The sequence below is a fragment of the Microbacterium sp. KRD172 genome (assembly GCF_017168295.1).
Classification (GTDB): domain Bacteria; phylum Actinomycetota; class Actinomycetes; order Actinomycetales; family Microbacteriaceae; genus Microbacterium; species Microbacterium profundi.
In genome coordinates, this window is the sequence record NZ_JABFAS010000002.1 from 223534 (window position 1) to 239985 (window position 16452).

Annotated in this window: 21 protein-coding genes; 9 read left to right on the top strand and 12 right to left on the bottom strand. The window is 67.3% G+C overall.

Annotated features, from left to right (window positions below):
- Positions 1–11: 11 nt before the first annotated feature.
- Positions 12–1754 carry a Stk1 family PASTA domain-containing Ser/Thr kinase gene (pknB, locus tag J1M43_RS01215; protein ID WP_206475477.1) on the top strand — a complete coding sequence of 581 codons (1743 nt, stop codon included), beginning with the start codon at positions 12–14 and terminating at the stop codon, positions 1752–1754.
- Between the two features lie 17 nt (positions 1755–1771).
- Here pknB and J1M43_RS01220 read toward each other — a convergent pair whose 3' ends face one another.
- The 3 genes from J1M43_RS01220 to J1M43_RS01230 are packed head-to-tail and all read right to left on the bottom strand — an operon-like array spanning position 1772 to position 3361.
- Entirely contained in the window at positions 1772–2401 is a 630-nt protein-coding gene (locus J1M43_RS01220; protein ID WP_307823191.1) for a gamma-glutamyl-gamma-aminobutyrate hydrolase family protein, read from the bottom strand.
- 2 nt (positions 2402–2403) lie between these two features.
- Complete coding sequence (locus tag J1M43_RS01225; protein WP_033105569.1) at positions 2404–2559, bottom strand: hypothetical protein; 156 nt, start codon at positions 2557–2559, stop codon at positions 2404–2406.
- A gap of 10 nt (positions 2560–2569) precedes the next feature.
- Positions 2570–3361: a class E sortase gene (locus J1M43_RS01230; protein ID WP_206475479.1), complete on the bottom strand. Its 792-nt coding sequence runs from the start codon at positions 3359–3361 to the stop codon at positions 2570–2572.
- Between the two features lie 78 nt (positions 3362–3439).
- On the opposite strand from J1M43_RS01230, the gene J1M43_RS01235 reads away from it, so the two are divergent.
- Positions 3440–3679 carry a cell division protein CrgA gene (locus tag J1M43_RS01235; RefSeq protein WP_033105571.1) on the top strand — a complete coding sequence of 80 codons (240 nt, stop codon included), beginning with the start codon at positions 3440–3442 and terminating at the stop codon, positions 3677–3679.
- A 194-nt stretch (positions 3680–3873) separates the two neighbouring features.
- Here the strand turns inward: J1M43_RS01235 and J1M43_RS01240 are convergent, their stop codons facing one another.
- Together J1M43_RS01240 and J1M43_RS01245 are read right to left on the bottom strand one after the other, a co-directional pair.
- Positions 3874–4770 (bottom strand): rhomboid family intramembrane serine protease, encoded by an 897-nt coding sequence (locus J1M43_RS01240; RefSeq protein ID WP_206475480.1) that lies wholly within the window; start codon positions 4768–4770, stop codon positions 3874–3876.
- Between the two features lie 34 nt (positions 4771–4804).
- On the bottom strand, positions 4805–5362 hold the full coding sequence (locus J1M43_RS01245; protein ID WP_206475481.1) for a peptidylprolyl isomerase: 558 nt from the start codon (positions 5360–5362) through the stop codon (positions 4805–4807).
- A gap of 119 nt (positions 5363–5481) precedes the next feature.
- On the opposite strand from J1M43_RS01245, the gene J1M43_RS01250 reads away from it, so the two are divergent.
- Together J1M43_RS01250 and J1M43_RS01255 are read left to right on the top strand one after the other, a co-directional pair.
- Entirely contained in the window at positions 5482–6015 is a 534-nt protein-coding gene (locus tag J1M43_RS01250; protein WP_240545476.1) for a DNA helicase, read from the top strand.
- A gap of 53 nt (positions 6016–6068) precedes the next feature.
- The gene (locus J1M43_RS01255) at positions 6069–6527 is read left to right on the top strand and encodes an aminoacyl-tRNA deacylase (RefSeq protein WP_206475482.1); all 459 of its coding nucleotides are present in this window, start codon (positions 6069–6071) and stop codon (positions 6525–6527) included.
- Between the two features lie 16 nt (positions 6528–6543).
- Here J1M43_RS01255 and J1M43_RS01260 read toward each other — a convergent pair whose 3' ends face one another.
- The 3 genes from J1M43_RS01260 to J1M43_RS01270 are packed head-to-tail and all read right to left on the bottom strand — an operon-like array spanning position 6544 to position 9759.
- Positions 6544–6966, bottom strand: a complete 423-nt coding sequence (locus tag J1M43_RS01260; RefSeq protein ID WP_206475483.1) for an NUDIX hydrolase — start codon at positions 6964–6966, stop codon at positions 6544–6546.
- Between the two features lie 30 nt (positions 6967–6996).
- A complete protein-coding gene (locus J1M43_RS01265) occupies positions 6997–8604 on the bottom strand; it encodes an amidohydrolase (protein WP_206475484.1) in 1608 nt (535 codons plus the stop codon).
- A 24-nt stretch (positions 8605–8628) separates the two neighbouring features.
- Complete coding sequence (locus tag J1M43_RS01270; RefSeq protein WP_206475485.1) at positions 8629–9759, bottom strand: aminotransferase class V-fold PLP-dependent enzyme; 1131 nt, start codon at positions 9757–9759, stop codon at positions 8629–8631.
- A 258-nt stretch (positions 9760–10017) separates the two neighbouring features.
- Here J1M43_RS01270 and ectA point away from each other — a divergent pair, with 258 nt between their 5' ends.
- The 5 genes from ectA (at position 10018) to J1M43_RS01295 (ending at position 14671) form a co-directional block, all read left to right on the top strand.
- The gene (gene ectA / locus J1M43_RS01275; protein ID WP_200880996.1) at positions 10018–10506 is read left to right on the top strand and encodes a diaminobutyrate acetyltransferase; all 489 of its coding nucleotides are present in this window, start codon (positions 10018–10020) and stop codon (positions 10504–10506) included.
- Between the two features lie 73 nt (positions 10507–10579).
- Positions 10580–11938: a diaminobutyrate--2-oxoglutarate transaminase gene (gene ectB, locus J1M43_RS01280; RefSeq protein ID WP_084595654.1), complete on the top strand. Its 1359-nt coding sequence runs from the start codon at positions 10580–10582 to the stop codon at positions 11936–11938.
- Complete coding sequence (locus tag J1M43_RS01285) at positions 11935–12327, top strand: ectoine synthase (protein WP_033105579.1); 393 nt, start codon at positions 11935–11937, stop codon at positions 12325–12327. The genes ectB and J1M43_RS01285 overlap by 4 nt, the downstream gene beginning before the upstream one ends.
- A 146-nt stretch (positions 12328–12473) precedes the next feature.
- A complete protein-coding gene (thpD, locus tag J1M43_RS01290; protein ID WP_206475486.1) occupies positions 12474–13373 on the top strand; it encodes an ectoine hydroxylase in 900 nt (299 codons plus the stop codon).
- 230 nt (positions 13374–13603) lie between these two features.
- The gene (locus J1M43_RS01295; protein ID WP_206475487.1) at positions 13604–14671 is read left to right on the top strand and encodes a 3-deoxy-7-phosphoheptulonate synthase; all 1068 of its coding nucleotides are present in this window, start codon (positions 13604–13606) and stop codon (positions 14669–14671) included.
- A 101-nt stretch (positions 14672–14772) separates the two neighbouring features.
- On the opposite strand, the gene J1M43_RS01300 is transcribed toward J1M43_RS01295, so the two are convergent.
- The 4 genes from J1M43_RS01300 to J1M43_RS01310 all read right to left on the bottom strand — a co-directional run bounded on the left by J1M43_RS01300 (position 14773) and on the right by J1M43_RS01310 (position 16391).
- Positions 14773–15048 carry a hypothetical protein gene (locus J1M43_RS01300; RefSeq protein ID WP_033105582.1) on the bottom strand — a complete coding sequence of 92 codons (276 nt, stop codon included), beginning with the start codon at positions 15046–15048 and terminating at the stop codon, positions 14773–14775.
- A 245-nt stretch (positions 15049–15293) separates the two neighbouring features.
- Positions 15294–15428: a hypothetical protein gene (locus J1M43_RS16935; protein ID WP_274607423.1), complete on the bottom strand. Its 135-nt coding sequence runs from the start codon at positions 15426–15428 to the stop codon at positions 15294–15296.
- 10 nt (positions 15429–15438) lie between these two features.
- Positions 15439–16005: an RES domain-containing protein gene (locus J1M43_RS01305; RefSeq protein ID WP_206475488.1), complete on the bottom strand. Its 567-nt coding sequence runs from the start codon at positions 16003–16005 to the stop codon at positions 15439–15441.
- Positions 16005–16391, bottom strand: coding sequence for a hypothetical protein (locus tag J1M43_RS01310; RefSeq protein WP_033105583.1), 387 nt, complete (start codon positions 16389–16391; stop codon positions 16005–16007). The genes J1M43_RS01305 and J1M43_RS01310 overlap by 1 nt, the downstream gene beginning before the upstream one ends.
- Between the last annotated feature and the right edge of the window lie 61 nt (positions 16392–16452).

Sequence of the window (16452 nt, forward strand, 5' to 3'; positions counted from 1 at the left end):
TTAGGAAGTCCATGCCGTTGTCATACCAGGGGGAGTCACCAGTGACCGCAGAGCCGCGCATCATCGCTGAGCGATATCGCGTGGATGAGCTCATCGGACACGGTGGCATGGCGAAGGTCTACCGCGGCTACGACGTCACGCTCGGGCGCGCGGTCGCCATCAAGATCCTCGATCCGAATCTCGCACGCGACACCGCCTTCCGCACCCGCTTCCGCCTGGAGGCGCAGGCTGCGTCGCGCATGTCGCACCCGTCGATCGTGCGCGTGTACGACGCCGGCGATCCGACGTCCGCTCCGCATGGCGCTCCCGCCGTCGGCTCCGCCGGCAGCGAGCCGTACATCGTCATGGAGCTGGTCCAGGGCCGCCAGCTGAAGGAGATCATCGCCGAGGGGCCGGTTCCCGTCGAGGATGCGGTGCGCTACGTCGACGGCATCCTCGAGGCGCTCGACTACTCGCACCGGGCCGGCGTGGTGCACCGGGACATCAAACCGGGAAACGTCATGGTCACCCCGGCCGGCCAGGTCAAGGTGATGGATTTCGGCATCGCCCGCGCGGTGTCCGACTCCTCATCGACGGTCGCCGAGACCACGCAGATCATCGGCACGGCGGCGTACTTCTCGCCGGAGCAGGCCAAGGGCGAGCCGGTCGATGCGCGCGCCGACCTTTACTCGACCGGCGTCGTGCTCTACGAGCTTCTCACCGGGCGTCAGCCGTTCCGCGGTGAGTCACCCGTCGCGGTCGCGTACCAGCACGTGAGCGAGACGCCGCTGGCGCCCACCGAGGTGAACGAGAGCTCCCCCGGCGCCCTCGACCCGATCGTGCTGCGTGCGCTCGCGAAGGATCCGTATCAGCGGTATCCGGATGCCGCGCACTTCCGCGCCGCGCTCGACGACGCCGTCGCGGGCAAGGCGCCGAGCAAGAAACAGCTCGGCGCGCTCACCAGCGAACTGTACGGCCCGAGCCCCCGCCAGGCGCAGGAGACCGCGCGGTCGCTGCGACAGCTCAGCAGCGACACGACGATGACGCGCACGCAGTCCGGGCCGCCGGTGGTGTGGATCTGGGCGGGTGTCGCCCTGCTCGCCGTGCTGCTGATCTCCGTGCTGGTCTGGGTGCTCATGATGCCTCGTGGCGAGCAGATCCCCACCTCGTCGCGCACCGTTCCCGACCTGATCGACGTGTCGTACGAGCGCGCACAACAAGATCTCGAAGATCTGGACCTGCAGTCCACGCTCGTGTACGAAGCGAACGCCTCGATCACCGAGAACAATGTCATCCGCACCGACCCGGAGGGCGGGCAGTCCGTCGAGGCCGGGCAGCGCGTCACGATCTATGTCTCCTCCGGCACCGAGACCGTCAAGGCTCCCACGCTCATCGGACTCTCTCAGGCTGCGGCCAAGGACGCCCTGGCCAAGGAGGGTCTCGAGCTCGGCACCGTGATTCAGCGCAACGATCCGAACAGCGCCGCCGACACGGTGCTGGAGGCGAGCGTCGAAGCCGGGGCGGAGATCGCACCGAAGACGGTCGTCGATCTCGTCGTCGCAAGCGGCAGCGTCACGCTGCCCGATGTCACGGGCTGGACGCTGGATGCCGCCAGCGCGAAGCTCGAGGAACTCGGCCTCACCGCGATCCCGACCGAGATGGCCGACTGCGCCGCGACCGACCCTGCGACCATCGCGTCGATGTCCGCCGCACCCGGCGATGTCCCGGTGCACTCCGAGGTGCAGCTGCGGTTCTGCACCGGCGCGGCGAAGTAACCACGCTCATTCGCTGGCTAGCCGGCCAGCGGATGCAGGCGGGCCGACAACTCGACGGCATCCGTTGATCCGACCTGCGCCAGCCAGTTCGCCAGCAGGCGGTAGCCGTGCGCGGTGAGCACGCTCTCGGGGTGGAACTGCACTCCCTGGATCGGAAGTTCGCTGTGCGTGATCGCCATCACAGTGCCGGATGCCGTGCGCGCGGTCACCCGGAGAGCTGTCGGCAGTTCGGCTTCGGCGAGTACGAGCGAGTGATATCGCCCGGCATCGAAAGGCGACGGGATGCCGTCGAACAAGGCCGAACCGTCATGCAGGACCGCGGACACCATGCCGTGCATGAGCTCCGGTGCCTCTGTGACCGCGGTGGCGAACGCGGCGCCGATCGCCTGATGTCCGAGGCAGACGCCCAGCAGCGGCATCCTTCGCTCGGCGGCGAGTGCGACGATCTCGACCGACGCCCCTGCGTCCTCGGGCCTGCCAGGCCCTGGCGAGAGCAGCACGGCGTCGAAGTCGGGCAGGAGGCGGGCGAAGCCCGCCGCATCAGCGGCATCCGCCTCGATCAACTCGACGACCGCACCGAGCTCTCGCAGATAGCCGACGAGCGTGTGCACGAAGCTGTCGTGATTGTCGACTACCAGCACCCGCACGCTCACTCCAGGTCGACCTCACCGGGCGTGATGAGCGGACTCACCCAGGGGAACACGTAGAAGAAGAGTCCATACACGATCGCGGCGACCACGATCAGCGCGATGAAAAGGCGCAGCCACCAGGGGCCGGGCAGGATGCGCCAGAGCGCTGCGTACATCTGATCCTCCTTACAGGGACGGGGACGCGATCTGATCGACGGAAGCCATCGAATCCGGGGCGCCCGCGGCGCGAGGCTGGAACCCCTCGAACACGGCGTATCCGACGATGCGCTCGGCGAGCGAATACAGGGGCGAGCATGCGGTCAGGGTGAGATACCGCTCTCCCGTGGCGGCTCCGGGCACCTGCGGAACATCGAGGAGCACGTCCACCTCGTTCGGCTGCACGTACTCGAGCGTGCGGAAGCGGTACGTGTACCAGCCCTCCTGCGTCTCCACGACGATCGCATCGTCGAGACGGAGCTTGTCCATCCGGTTCAGCGGAGCGCCCCACGTGGTGCGGTGGCCGGCCACCGAGAAGTTGCCGACCTCCCCCGGCATCACCGACTGGTCGTAGACGCCGATCCAGCCGTTGTCGAGCGTGACGGGACGCGTGGTTCCGCCCGCGATCGCCACGTTGTACTCGTCGCCGAACCGCGGGATGCGCAGCTGGGCGAAGGTCTCCCCCGCGGCCGGATGCGGCAGCACGGGTGGCTCGAACCAGGACTCGCCGTCTTCGTTCTCGACGACAGGCGGAGGCTCGGGGGCTGGTTGCTGCTCCCAGGTCGCGGAGACCGCGTTGCCCGCGTTGTTGCTCTGCGCACCGATGATCATGTCGCCGATCCACATCTGCCAGGCGACGAAGAGCAGAACGAGCACGCCGGCGGTCAGCAGCAGCTCACCCAGAACGCTGGTGAACGTGGCCCGCGAGCGCCGGCGAGGACGCCGAGAGCGCGCGCGCGTCGACGGACCTGCTGCACTCATAGGCGCGATCTTATCCCGCCTGGATGGACACCTTCCCTCGGAGCAGGCAGTCATCGCGGTCTTGGGTAGACTGACCCCATGGCACGAGACCGTAAGAGCGAAGAACCCGCTGTCGAGCGCGCGGAAGGCGAGGCTGCGCCCAACGCCGTGTGGTTCAAGCCCGTGATGCTCGGCTTCATGCTGCTGGGCCTGGCGTGGATCCTGGTGTTCTACATCTCCGGCATGCAGTTCCCGGTTCCCGGCATCGGTTCATGGAATCTCGCCATCGGACTCGGCATCGCGCTGATCGGATTCCTGATGACGACGCGGTGGCGCTGACTCGCCGCATCCCCTCTTTCTCCTGAAGGCCTCTCGCGTAGCGAGGGGCCTTCATCTGTCTGTCACGCCGGACCAAGGGAAGTTATCCACAGGGTTGTGCACAGGGTGGGGAGAATTACACCGATGTTATTCACAACGGGGGATAAGGGTGTTAACAACTTCTGACCGGGGGCGAAGGTGCCCCCGGTCCCGCTTCAGACGCCGACGAGGAGGGGCGGGACGATGAAGACCGCGGCGAGGAGGAGCGCGGCGAGGGCGATCAGCAACAGGATCTGCCAGGTGCGCTGACTGCGCTTGCGGGTGCGCAGGATGATCAGACCGACCAGGGCGCCGACGACCGCACCGCCAACGTGGGCCTGCCAGGCGATGTTGAATCCGGGGACGAAGCCGATCACGAGGTTGATGCCGAGCAGCACGAACAGACCCGTCATGTTGGCGCCGAGATGCAGGCCGATCACGAGCAGCGCGCCGAACAATGCGAACACGGCGCCGGACGCGCCGACCGTGGCCGTCCCTGGCGAGATGATGCCGACGGCCACGGAGCCGCCGAGACCGCCGAGCACGTAGAGCGCGAGGAAGCGCCATCGTCCGAGCATCGGCTCGAGGCTGCGGCCGATCATCCACAGCGCCAGCATGTTCAGGCCGATGTGCCAGATGCCGCTGTGCACGAGCACCGCGGTGATCAGACGCCAAGGCTGGAACGGCAATCCCGACAGGTCGGGGAAGAGATAGCCGACGTGGAACAGCAGCAGACCCGTGACGTCGAAGCCGGGAATGAGCTGCAGCAGGCCGACGAATGCCGTCACAGCGATGATCGCGTAGGTCATCATCGGGCGACCGGACTGAACGGCGGTGAGCGAGCCGCGCGCACGGGAGCGTCCGCCCCACTGTCGCTGAGCGCGCTTCTGCGCTGGAGTGCGGCTGCCGCGCTCGGCCTTCATGCACTCCGGGCAGATGACGCCGACAGCGGCCTGCGTCTGGCACTCGGGGCAGATGGTGCGCATGCACCGCTGGCAGAGCACGAAGCTCTGCCGATCCGGATGGCGGTAGCAGAAGTTGTCACGATTGCTCGTGAACTCGGGTGTCGTCATCCGGATCGGCCTGAGAAGTCTGAGGAGTCTGGACTCAGACGGCGGCGATGTCGACCGACTGCAGGACGACGTCCGCGAGCGGCTTGTCGCCCGCAGCGGTGGGAACAGCGGCGATCGCGTCGACGACCTTCCTGGAGGCGTCATCGGCGACCTCGCCGAAGATCGTGTGCTTGCCCTGCAGCCACGGGGTCGGGTCGGTCGTGATGAAGAACTGCGACCCGTTGGTGCCCTCGGCCTTGCCGGTGATCGCGTTGCGACGCAGGCCCGCGTTGGCCATGGCGAGGATGTAGGGCTCGTTGAAGTTGAGCTCCATGTTGATCTCGTCGTCGAAGTTGTATCCGGGGCCGCCGACGCCCTGCCCGAGCGGGTCGCCCCCCTGGATCATGAAGTTCGGGATGATGCGGTGGAAGATGACGTTCGTGTACAGGGCGCCTTCACCGGGCTTACCCGTTGCGGGGTGGGTCCATTCCTGGGTGCCGTCGGACAGGCCGACGAAGTTCTTGACGGTCTTCGGGGCGTGGTCGCCGAAGAGGTTGACGACGATGTCGCCGTGGTTTGTGTGCAGGGTTGCGACGTGAGAGTGCTGAGCCATGTCCCCATTGTCGCAGAGCTTGCAGTGTGCTGGCCGGAAGCGCGGTCACGCTATCGCGCGCGGCGAAGAATGACAAGGGTCGGCGCAATCACTGCCGGCATCCAGTCTCGTCTGGCAGTATGGAATCTCCGTACTCCAATGGACAGGAGAACACCGTGAGCATCAGCCGCAAGCGTAAGAAGCAACTGCGTCGTCTCCAGAACGACGCCAATCAGCTGTGGGAATCCCAGCAGGTCGTGGTCGGGCACGCCGCCGATGTCGCCCGTGAGGCCGGCCGTCAGCTCAGTGGCCTCGGTCGTGAGCAGGTGCTTCCTGTCGTGCAGGACGCCTACAACCGCCGTGTCGCCCCGGCTGTGGACCGCGGGGTGAAGCTCGGTCGCCACGTCGTGGACGACAAGGTCGTCCCGATCGTCGGCGGCGTCGTCGGCTCCGCGCTCTCCGCGTGGGACGTCGCGAACGCCAAGCGTCAGGGGCTCGAGTTCACCGGCGGACGCATCGTGAAGAAGAAGCAGGGCCCAGGCGTCGGCTCTGTCATCGCGATCATCCTCGGCGCGGCCGCAGCCGTCGGTGTGCTCTACGCCGCATGGCAGGCGCTGCGCACGGACGACGAGCTCTGGGTCGCTGACGACCCGCTCGCAGCCCCCGACGCGTGAGCCACGCCGGTTCCAGCGGATCAGTCCCTGATGGGGCTGATCCGCATTCGCGCGTGCGGGATGCCGCGGCCCAGCGTGGTCTCGACATCGAGATCCGCGAGCGCCCCCAGGCAGGCAGCCTGCATGAGGCCGCGGCCCTGCTCGGGATCGATCCGTCGGGCATCGTCAAGACGCTCGTCGTCAAGCGCGCCGACGACACCTACCTGTTCGCGCTGGTTCCCGGTGGACGGTCGATCTCGTGGCCGAAGCTGCGCGCCGTCGTCGGCGTCAACAAGCTGCGCCTCCCGGAGGCCGAGCTCGCACTGGCCGCGACCGGATACGAGCGCGGCACCATCGTCCCGATCGGCAGCACGACCGACTGGCCGATCTTCGCCGACGAGTCGATCGTCGGTCAGCGCGTCGCGATGGGCGCGGGTGCGCACGGCTACAGCCTCTTCGTCGACGCGGATGAGCTGATCGCCGCCTACGGCGCGACGGTCGCCGACATCACGGTTCCTGAGGAGCCGCGCTGACCCGCCCCGCGGAGGGTCAGAGGATCTCGGCCATCCGCAGAGCGATGTCGACGAGCTTGACGCGCTGGAGTTCTGCGAGCGCCGGCAGGGCGAACCAGCCCGCCATGTCGGTGGAGCCGTTCTCCTCGAAGCGCAGCTTGCCGCCGCTGATCTTGGCGCGGTAGACGATCCGCAGGGTGTGCAGCGGAGCATCCGATCGCTTCACCCGCCGCCCGGCGGGGATCACCCGGGAATGGATGCCGAGAAGCTCCTGCACGTGCACCGTGTAGCCGGTCTCCTCACGGACTTCGCGGCGAACGGCGTCTTCCGGGTCCTCCCCGGCTTCGAGTCCGCCTCCTGGCATCGTCCAGGCGACGCGACGACCTTCGGTCCACCGCGCGAGCAGTACTCTGTCGTCGTCATCAGTGACGACCGCATATGCTGCGACACGCAGATCCATGGCATCACACTACTGTCACTGCCGCGGAGATCAGATCACCTTTACGCCGGCGAGGTAGGTCGCCTGCACAACCGTCTCGGCCAACTCTGCGGCTGTGACGGTCACCGGATCGCGGTCGACCACGATGAAGTCCGCGAACAGCCCGGGCGCAAGACTTCCGACCTCGTGCTCGCTGAACAGCTGCCAGGCGGCATTCGTCGTCTGACCCGCGAGGGCCTGAGCGCGCGTGACGGGTGTGCCGCCCGGCATCCGGAATCCCGAGCGCGTGGTGCGCGTCTCGGCGACCGCCATGTTGCGGAACGGCTCATTCGGTGTGACCCAGCCGTCATTGTGGAACGTCGCGCGATGGCCGGCAGCGAACGCCGCGCCGGCATCCGCCCATGCACCGCCGTGCACGGCGCCGAAAAGGTCGTCGACGAGCACCTCGCCCCAGTAGGTGATGTGGTCGACGAACAGGCTGACGGTGACCCCGAGGGATGCTGCGCGCGCGAACTGCGCTGCCGTCATGGCCCCGCAGTGCTCGAGCCGGAAGCGGTGGTCGGTCAGAGCGTGCCGGGTGATGATCTGCCGGTACACGTCGAGGGTCGAGTCGATCGCCCGGTCGCCGTGGGCATGACAGGCGAGCTGCCAGCCACCCGCAGCGTAGGGCTCGGCGATCGCGAGGAGCTGTTGCGCCGTGTAGTTCGCGGTGCCGATGTGGTGCGGTTCGAGGCCGAGCGCACGCGTCGCGTCGGTGTCGAGGTAGGGGAAGGACGTCGCGATGTTGCCGATCCAGGGCGAGCCGTCCGACCAGGTCTTCACGCCGGTCTGGCGGAACATCGGATCGTCATCACCGCGCGGTGCTGCCGTGCCGCCGGGCCGTGACATCTCGTACCAGCGGAGGCGCACCGGCAGCCGACCCTGCGCGTGCAGAGACTGGATCAGCGGATTCAGGTCGGGATTCCACGACAGATCGGAGACGGTCGTGATGCCGCAGCGCGACAGATCGCGCAGGTGTGCGACGAGCAACTCGGGCAGGTGCTGCTGCGCACGAGCGAGCATGGGCGCGACGACCTGCTCGACCGCCGCTTCTTCGAACGCCACGCCGATGAGATCGCCATCCGCGTCGCGGGCGAAGCGGGCACCGGCGGGATCGGAGGTGTCGCGGTCGATGCCGGCAGCATGAGCGGCCGCGCTGTTGAAGTACGCCGAGTGCCCCGAGTTGTGAATGACCACGAGCGGAACGTCTCCTGCGAGCTCGTCGAGCCAGCGCATGTCGGGGTCGGGAAGCCCGCGCTGCAGTAGCGAATCCCAGCCGTTCGCGAACACGGCCTGCCCTTCGGCGTCAGCGACGGCCTTCTTCAGCGCCGCGAGCACACCCGCGGCATCCGGGATCGTGACCGGCCGGATGTCGACGACGAGGTCCGAGAGCAGGATCGACGAGTACGCGGGGTGCCCGTGCGGCTCGATCAGCCCCGGCATGACCCAGCCTCCCAGCGCCACGGTGTCGGCATCCGGATGCTGCGCCTGCAGCGCGGCGGCGGCGCCGAGCGCGATGATCCGCCCGTCCTCGACGGCGAGCGCCTCGACTTCGACATCCGCGCCGACGTCGGCGTCTCCGGCGAGGGGGCGGATGCGGCCGGTGAAGACTGTCGTCATGGCGTCAGTCTGGCAGGGATCGGGTCAGCGCTCGATCGACTCCAGCGCCGCGGCGAGCCTGGACACGGTCCCGTCGACGTCGGCGAGCTTGTCGAGGCCGAACAGCCCGATCCTGAACGTCGAGAAACCTTCCGGTTCGTCGCAGTGCAGCGGCACTCCGGCCGCGATTTGCAGCCCTTGCTCCTTGAACGCCGCACCCGACTTCAGCGCGGTGTCATCCGTGTGCACGACCACGACGCCGGGTGCGGCGAACTCGGTTGCCGCGACGGACGGGAATCCGCGCTCTGCGAGGAGCTCCCGCACCCGCGTGCCGAGCTCGATCTGCGCGGACCGCAACGCCTCGAAGCCGCGGTCGCGAGTCTCGATCATCGCGGCGAGGTTGTGGGTCAGCGGGTCGGTGGGCATGGTCGCGTGGTACGCCGCTCTACCCGCACGGTACTCGTCGGCGATGGACAGCCACTTGCCGAGATCGGCGGCGAAACTCGTCGAGACCCGCTCGCGCACAGCATCCGCTCCCGCCTCGCTGAGCATGACGAAACCGGCGCAGGGCGATCCGCTCCACCCTTTCTGCGGAGCGCTGAGCAGCACGTCGACGCCGAGCGCCTTCATGTCGACCCACATCGCTCCGGAGGCGATGCAGTCCAGCACGAGCAGCCCGCCGACCTCGTGCACGGCATCCGCCAGCGCCCGCACATACTCGTCGGGAAGGATCATGCCGGCAGCCGTCTCGACATGCGGGGCGAAGACCACCTCAGGGCGGCGAGCGCGGATCGCCGCGACCACCTCGTCGATCGGCGCCGGCGCCCACGTCGCCTGGATGTCGTCGGATTCCGGTCGCGCGGCGAGCACCGTGACGTCATCGCTGACACCGCCGGTCTCGAGGATCTGCGACCACCGGTAGGAGAACAGTCCGTTGCGTACGACGAGGGTGCGGCGGCCGGTCGCGAGCTGGCGTGCGACCGCCTCCATCGCGTAGGTGCCTCCGCCGGGCACGATGGCCGAGGTGTGGGCGTTGTACGCCGCACCGAGGATCTCGAAGGTCTGCTGCATCACCGAGATGAAGCGCGCTGACATGTGGTTCAGGGATCTGTCGGTGAAGACGACCGAGTACTCCAGGAGGCCATCGGGGTCGACATCATCGTGCGGCAAGCTCATGCGCCCAGCATCCCACAGCGCCTCGCGAACGGCGATCAGGCCGTGATGGATTTGAGGTCGACCGGCGTGCATGACAGTGTGGAAGACGGACCGAAGCTGTTTCACCCAGCGGAGATCACACACCATGGACATGAATTCCTTCGAGCTGCACACCCCGATCCGGGACGGTGACACGCTCTGACTTCCCCCGGCTCACTCGAGCCGAGCACGTCAGTTCAGGCCACGCATATCGATGCGCGGTCGGGTGAGACGAGCCTGATCCGTCCGCCTCGCGTCGACGAGGGGATCGAGCTGTGGCGCATCGCGCGCGACTCGCAGACGCTCGATCTGAACTCGTCGTACGCCTACGTGCTCTACGCCCGCGACTTCGCATCGACGTGCAGGATCGCACTGATCGGCGGTGAGCCCGCGGGCTTCGTCATCGGCTATCGCCGTCCGTCCGATCCCTCATGCCTGTTCATCTGGCAGGTCGCCGTCGACGAACGCTTCCGCGGGCTCCGCCTGGCCGGGCGGATGCTGGACGACCTGCTCCACGATCAGACGGCGCTCCCCCCGGTGCGCAGCCTGCAGACCACCATCACCGACGACAACGCCGCCTCGCAGCAGACGTTCCGCAGCCTCGCCCAGCGCTGGAACGACGCGCCGATGGTCGTCACCCCGCTCTTCGAGAGCGCACATCTGACGCACCCGTCGGATGCCGCGCATCACGAACCCGAACGGCTCTACGAGATCGGCCCGTCGATGTAGCCGTCACTTCCGCCCACCCGGGGCGGCGTGCACTCCCCGCACGTGATCTATCAAGGAGGAGAACACCCACAAGATGAATATCTTCATGCAGCTGGAATCAGAGGTTCGCAGCTACTCCCGCTCATGGCCCGTCGTCTTCGATCGCGCGGTCGGCAGCCTGATGTACGACGAGGACGGCAAGGAGTACCTCGACTTCTTCACCGGCGCCGGCGCCCTGAATTACGGGCACAACAATCCTGAGCTCAAGCGCGTGCTGCTCGACTACCTGGCTGATGACCGCATCGTGCACTCGCTCGACATGTTCACCTCGGCCAGGCGCGACTTCCTCGAGGCGCTCGACGAGGTGATCCTGAAGCCCCGTGACCTCGACTACAAGGTCGTGTTCCCCGGCCCCGGCGGCGCCAACGCGGTAGAGGCGGCCCTGAAGCTGGCGCGGAAGGTGACCGGCCGCGAATCGGTGGTGAACTTCACGAACGCCTTCCACGGGATGACCCTCGGCGCTCTCTCCGTCACCGGCAACTCGCTCAAGCGCGGCGGAGCCGGCGTACCGCTCGTGCACGCGACGCCTATGCCGTACGACGACTACTTCGACGGCGACTACCCCGACTTCTTCTACTTCGAGCGTCTGCTCGAGGACTCCGGCAGCGGACTCAACACCCCGGCCGCCGTGATCGTGGAGACCGTCCAGGGCGAAGGCGGCATCAACGCGGCACGCGCGGAGTGGCTGCGTCAGCTCGCGGCGCTGTGCAAGCAGCACGAGATCCTGCTGATCGTCGACGACATCCAGATGGGCTGCGGGCGCACCGGCGACTTCTTCAGCTTCGAAGAGGCCGGCATCGTTCCCGACATCGTCTGCCTGTCGAAGTCGATCTCCGGCTACGGCATCCCGATGGCGCTCACCCTCATCCGCCCCGACCTCGATGTCTGGCAGCCGGGGGAGCACAACGGCACGTTCCGAGGCATCAGCCCGGCGTTCGCGACGGCTGCGGCGGCGCTGCGCCGGTACTGGTCGGATGACGAGCTGCGCGACTCGACCATCACGAAGGGCGCGCGGGTCGAAGGATGGTTCAACACCTTCGTCGCGCGCTACCCGCAGCACGAGCTCATCGCCAAGGGTCGCGGCCTCGCCCGCGGTCTGCAGTTCCCCTCCGGAGAGCTGGCGGATGCCGTGTGCCAGGCGGCGTTCGAACGCGGGCTGCTCATGGAGACCTCTGGTCCTGAGGGCGAGGTCATGAAGATCCTCCCGGCCCTCACCATCACCGACGTCGAGCTCGAGCGCGGACTGCGCATCATCGACGAGTCGGTGCGCGCCGTGCTCGGCGAGCCCGACCCGCAGGCCGCCGATCACACGATCGATCACGACGCCGATCGCGCCGAGGGCGACGTCGCCGACCACCACAACGCACAGAGCAAGGAGCACACCCCCGCATGATCGTCCGCACACTCGATGAGATCACCGACACCGACGCCGACATCAAGACCGAGAACTGGCGCAGCAAGCGCATCGTGCTCGCGAAGGAGAAGGTCGGCTTCTCGGTGCACGAGACCACCCTGTACGCGGGCACCGTGAGCCGGTTCTGGTACGCGAACCACATCGAGGCGGTGTTCGTCGTGGAGGGTGAGGGAGAGATCACCGATCTCGGCACCGGTGAGACGCACCAGCTCGCGCCCGGGTCGCTGTACCTGCTGAACGACCACGACAAGCACGAGGTGCGGCCTCGCACCGAGATGCGCGTCGTGTGCGTGTTCAACCCGCCCGTCACCGGGCGTGAGGTGCACGACGAGAACGGCGTGTATCCGCTGGTCACCGAACCCGCGTGACCGGGCCGTTCGGCACCGACCACCTGCGGGAGGTGGCGCGTTGTGCGGCATACGGTTCGTCCGAGCAGCACAATGCGACACCTCCCACCCGGCCGGCGCTCCCGCGCACGGCTTCACCACCCGAACGAGAGACAGGAGAACGAAGCATGACCACCACGACGACGACCGCAGAGGACCTGTTCCCGACCCGCTTGCCGACTCCCACGGGCTTCATCACCCGCAGTCAGCCTGCCGTGTGGGGTTCGGAGGGCGACGGCCCGTTCACGGCATCCGAGCTGGAGGCCCACGACCGGCGCGGGTACACGGTGCTCGACGACTTCATCACCAGCGACGACGTCGCCCTCTACAGCGGTGAGCTCGACCGGCTCGCCGCGGATCCCGCGTTGAAGGACGACCCGCGGATGATCGCCGAGCGCACCACTGGCACGGTGCGGTCAGTGTTCGAGATCGAGAAGCTGAGCTCGGTGCTCGAGGCCCTCGCCCGCGATCCGAAGGTGCTCGACCGGGCGCGGCAGATCGTCGGATCAGAGGTGTACCTGCACCAGACGCGCATCAACTACATGCCGAGCTTCACCGGCACCGGGTTCTACTGGCACTCCGACTTCGAGACCTGGCATGCGGAGGACGGCATGCCGGTGCCGCGCGCCGTGAGCCTGTCGATCGCGCTGACCGACAACTACCCGTTCAACGGTGGGCTCATGGTGATGCCGGGGTCGCACCGCACGTTCGTACCGGCGGTCGGCGAGACGCCCGACAACAACCACGAGCAGTCGCTGCAGGCGCAGGAGGCGGGCGTGCCGAGCCACGTCGCCATCACGGCGATGGCCGACGAGTACGGCATCGACCAGTTCACCGGGGCCGCAGGTTCCGCGCTGTGGTTCGACTCGAACATCATGCACGGCTCCGGCAACAACATCACGCCCTATGCCCGCTCGAACGTCTTCATGGTGTTCAACAGCGTCGACAACGCGCTCGTCGATCCGTTCGCCGCGAAGAGCCCGCGCCCGGGCCACATCGCGAACCGCGACTTCACGCCGCTGGGCTGATCGGACGGCATGTGCGCGGGCGTCGGGCGCCGACGCCCGCGCACATGGGGTAGTGTCTTTCGCATGACAACCCGTTGGTATGCGTATTTCGAGTCGGCTCTGGAGGGGCCGGCGCTGATCTAGCGCACACCACACCTTCAGAGCCGACAAGCCAGAGCATTTGCTCTGGCTTTCGCCGTTTCATCGGCGGGCTCTGCATCCGGGGTCCGCCTGATCACAGGACAGGACCCATGAACACTCTTGATGCGACATCCGATCTGCACGTCTCGCAGTTCACGACTCTTCCCACCCCCGGCGACATCGCCGCCGAGCTGCCGGTCGGGGTGGAGCGCGCCGCGCTGGTCTCGCGCACGCGCGACCAGGTGCGCGCGATCATGTCCGGCGAGGACGACCGCCTGCTGGTCGTGGCGGGACCCTGCTCGATCCACGACCCCGCCGCAGGGCTCGAGTACGCCGGACGGCTGGTGCGTGAGGCCGAGAAGCACCGTGACGACCTGCTGATCGTGATGCGCACGTACTTCGAGAAGCCGCGGACGACGATCGGCTGGAAGGGACTGATCAACGACCCGCACCTCGACGGCAGCCACGACATCGAGGAGGGGCTGCGCATGGCACGCGGGTTCCTTCGCGACGTCACCGCGCTCGGGATGCCGTGCGCGACGGAGTTCCTCGAGCCGATCAGCCCGCAGTACACCGCCGACCTCATCACGTGGGGCGCGATCGGCGCGCGCACCACCGAGAGCCAGATCCACCGGCAACTCGCATCCGGTCTGTCGATGCCGATCGGCTTCAAGAACGGCATGGACGGCGGGCTTCAGGTGGCGCTGGATGCTGCGGCCGCAGCATCCGCCCCGCAGGCGTTCCTCGGCATCGGCGCGGATGGTCGCGCGAGTCTGGTGGCGACGACGGGCAACCCCGACACCGGTGTGATCCTGCGCGGCGGTGCCGACGGTCCCAACTACGGCGCCACTCACGTGGCGGAGGCGGCCCGCCGGCTGGATGCGGCGATGCTGGCACCGCGCGTGGTCATCGACGCGAGCCATGGCAACAGCGGCAAGGACCACCTGCGCCAGGCGATCGTGGCAGCGGAACTGGGCGAGCAGATCGCCGCAGGCGGCACGGCGATCGCCGGCGTGATGCTGGAGAGCAACCTCGTCGCCGGTGCGCAGAAGCTGGATGTGTCCACCCGCAGCCGTCTGGTCTACGGGCAGAGCGTGACGGATGCCTGCATGGGATGGGATGCCACGGAGTCTGCCCTCACACAGCTGGCGGAGGGGGTGCGGCGACGCCGCGCGTGAGCGAGCTGTGCGCCGGCGTCGATAGGAGGTTCTCGCACGTCACGAACGCCAGGAGCATGCGAAAAGCTCCCACCGGCATTGAACTGTTGGATGCCGGGGCTTCAGGCGGCGCGAACGTTCAGGAGCTGCCATCCTTCAGGGACCTTGGCGAGCAACGCGTCCATATCGTCGGCCTCGATCTGCTCGATGCGGTCGCGGCTCTGGAATGTGCCCTTCGCCTTGAGGATCGCGGCGCCCTTGATCATCACGACAGGAGCTGAGATGAGGTCGAACCCCTCCGGCCGGTGCGTGGCCAGCTGTGTCTGGACGCCGGCGAGATCTGCGGCCTCGACGTCGGCGGAGTGGGTTTCCACAGGACGCATCAGACCGATCAGCACACTTCGATCCTACGTCGATTGCAGGGAACGGCGAACTGCGCAAGACCAACACCTCGACGGGGCAGTACTCAATAGTCAGTTGCGGCTGAGCCCGCGCGACCCGCATCGCGAGAACAGCACGCACACCCAACGTCACCCGTCCTGACGAGTTCTCCTGGTGAGTTGACGGCTGCTTGCCTTCGCCCTACTTCCACAGAGCCGGATAACGTGTGTGAGCTCAGAGATGTTCGGGCAGGGGCGGTAACTCAACGCCACACCAGATTGTGCAGTTCCATGGCGCGCGTCAGGTCTGGATCATCGATGTCGACCACTCGCGCGTAGGTGCCGTGCAGGTGCGCGCTCGACGGATCGTCTCCAGGACGTTCGAAGATCGCCCACATCGTCAGCTCATCACCGTGACGTGACGCGAAGCGCACACCGTCGACGACTGGTGCGCCCTCGTTCGTGGTGAGCGCATAGACGATCGGCGACCTGCTGCGTGAGATCACGCGGCTGCGCGCTCTTGAGGGCGGCAGCGTCGAAGTCCGGATAGTCGAGGTCGAGTGCCAACTGAAGGAACGTCGGACGCAGTGCGGAGACCGTTTCGGACACGCGTACGTCAGCGAACGGACCTGTCAGTCGGGCAGCGCCCACCAGGCGCCCGCCGATCCACTCCCGGGGAATCGATCCGGGAGTGGGCACCGGGAACTCGGCGGCGTCCTCGGGATCCTCGGTGATGCCGGACAGAAGGTCAGTGTCGTCAGCGCCGAGGTCAGGACGGGCGTATGCGAGCACCTCGACGAAGCAGCCGTAGAGGCTGTCGCCCGCGTAGACCGTCCTGAACACGCCGTCTGCATCGTCCCAGCGGTTACGACCGGAGTACTGGTGGTCAACCCACGCCCAGGGGTCAGGAGCTCGGCCGATGCGCCAGACTGCAACACCTCCGGCGTCGACGACTGCGATCTGAGCAGCCGGCATCAGGCGCCGACGAAAGCAAGCGCCGCGGCGAGCACTCGGGGCCCTGCTTCCTCGAAGGGGTCCTCGTGCAGCACGCGCGCCGGCGAACGGTCGGCGAGGTGGGGGTTCATCCCCTGGAACCAGGTGGGAACGACAGCGTCGCCTTCGCTCTGGCCGATGAGGGTCACAACGCGGTGCGCCAGGCGCAGTCGTTCTTCGGTCGCGGATGTCGGGCGGCGAGCAGCTTCGGCCCACTCGCGCACGGTCCGGGTCTCGGAGACGCCCGCGATGTAGGCCACCAGCTTTGCGCCGAGGGCGACACGTAGGTCGTCGACGATCTCAGCAGTGGCGTGCCGGATCGAGTCGTTGTAGGCCTTCAGCCCTGCTGCTTCGATCACTGTGATCATGACCTTAGGATACCACCATCCCAGTCATGAGGACAGGCTAGATACCAACTACGATCCCACC

Excerpts from the sequence above, each read along its gene's own strand:
- pknB (WP_206475477.1), top strand. The coding sequence starts at position 12 with ATGCCGTTGTCATACCAGGGGGAGTCACCAGTGACCGCAGAGCCGCGC.
- J1M43_RS01225 (WP_033105569.1), bottom strand. The coding sequence starts at position 2,559 with ATGTACGCAGCGCTCTGGCGCATCCTGCCCGGCCCCTGGTGGCTGCGC.
- J1M43_RS01230 (WP_206475479.1), bottom strand. The coding sequence starts at position 3,361 with ATGAGTGCAGCAGGTCCGTCGACGCGCGCGCGCTCTCGGCGTCCTCGC.
- J1M43_RS01235 (WP_033105571.1), top strand. The coding sequence starts at position 3,440 with ATGGCACGAGACCGTAAGAGCGAAGAACCCGCTGTCGAGCGCGCGGAA.
- J1M43_RS01240 (WP_206475480.1), bottom strand. The coding sequence starts at position 4,770 with ATGACGACACCCGAGTTCACGAGCAATCGTGACAACTTCTGCTACCGC.
- J1M43_RS01245 (WP_206475481.1), bottom strand. The coding sequence starts at position 5,362 with ATGGCTCAGCACTCTCACGTCGCAACCCTGCACACAAACCACGGCGAC.
- J1M43_RS01250 (WP_240545476.1), top strand. The coding sequence starts at position 5,482 with ATGGAATCTCCGTACTCCAATGGACAGGAGAACACCGTGAGCATCAGC.
- J1M43_RS01260 (WP_206475483.1), bottom strand. The coding sequence starts at position 6,966 with ATGGATCTGCGTGTCGCAGCATATGCGGTCGTCACTGATGACGACGAC.
- J1M43_RS01265 (WP_206475484.1), bottom strand. The coding sequence starts at position 8,604 with ATGACGACAGTCTTCACCGGCCGCATCCGCCCCCTCGCCGGAGACGCC.
- J1M43_RS01270 (WP_206475485.1), bottom strand. The coding sequence starts at position 9,759 with ATGAGCTTGCCGCACGATGATGTCGACCCCGATGGCCTCCTGGAGTAC.
- ectB (WP_084595654.1), top strand. The coding sequence starts at position 10,580 with ATGAATATCTTCATGCAGCTGGAATCAGAGGTTCGCAGCTACTCCCGC.
- J1M43_RS01285 (WP_033105579.1), top strand. The coding sequence starts at position 11,935 with ATGATCGTCCGCACACTCGATGAGATCACCGACACCGACGCCGACATC.
- thpD (WP_206475486.1), top strand. The coding sequence starts at position 12,474 with ATGACCACCACGACGACGACCGCAGAGGACCTGTTCCCGACCCGCTTG.
- J1M43_RS01295 (WP_206475487.1), top strand. The coding sequence starts at position 13,604 with ATGAACACTCTTGATGCGACATCCGATCTGCACGTCTCGCAGTTCACG.
- J1M43_RS16935 (WP_274607423.1), bottom strand. The coding sequence starts at position 15,428 with ATGTGGGCGATCTTCGAACGTCCTGGAGACGATCCGTCGAGCGCGCAC.
- J1M43_RS01305 (WP_206475488.1), bottom strand. The coding sequence starts at position 16,005 with ATGCCGGCTGCTCAGATCGCAGTCGTCGACGCCGGAGGTGTTGCAGTC.
- J1M43_RS01310 (WP_033105583.1), bottom strand. The coding sequence starts at position 16,391 with ATGATCACAGTGATCGAAGCAGCAGGGCTGAAGGCCTACAACGACTCG.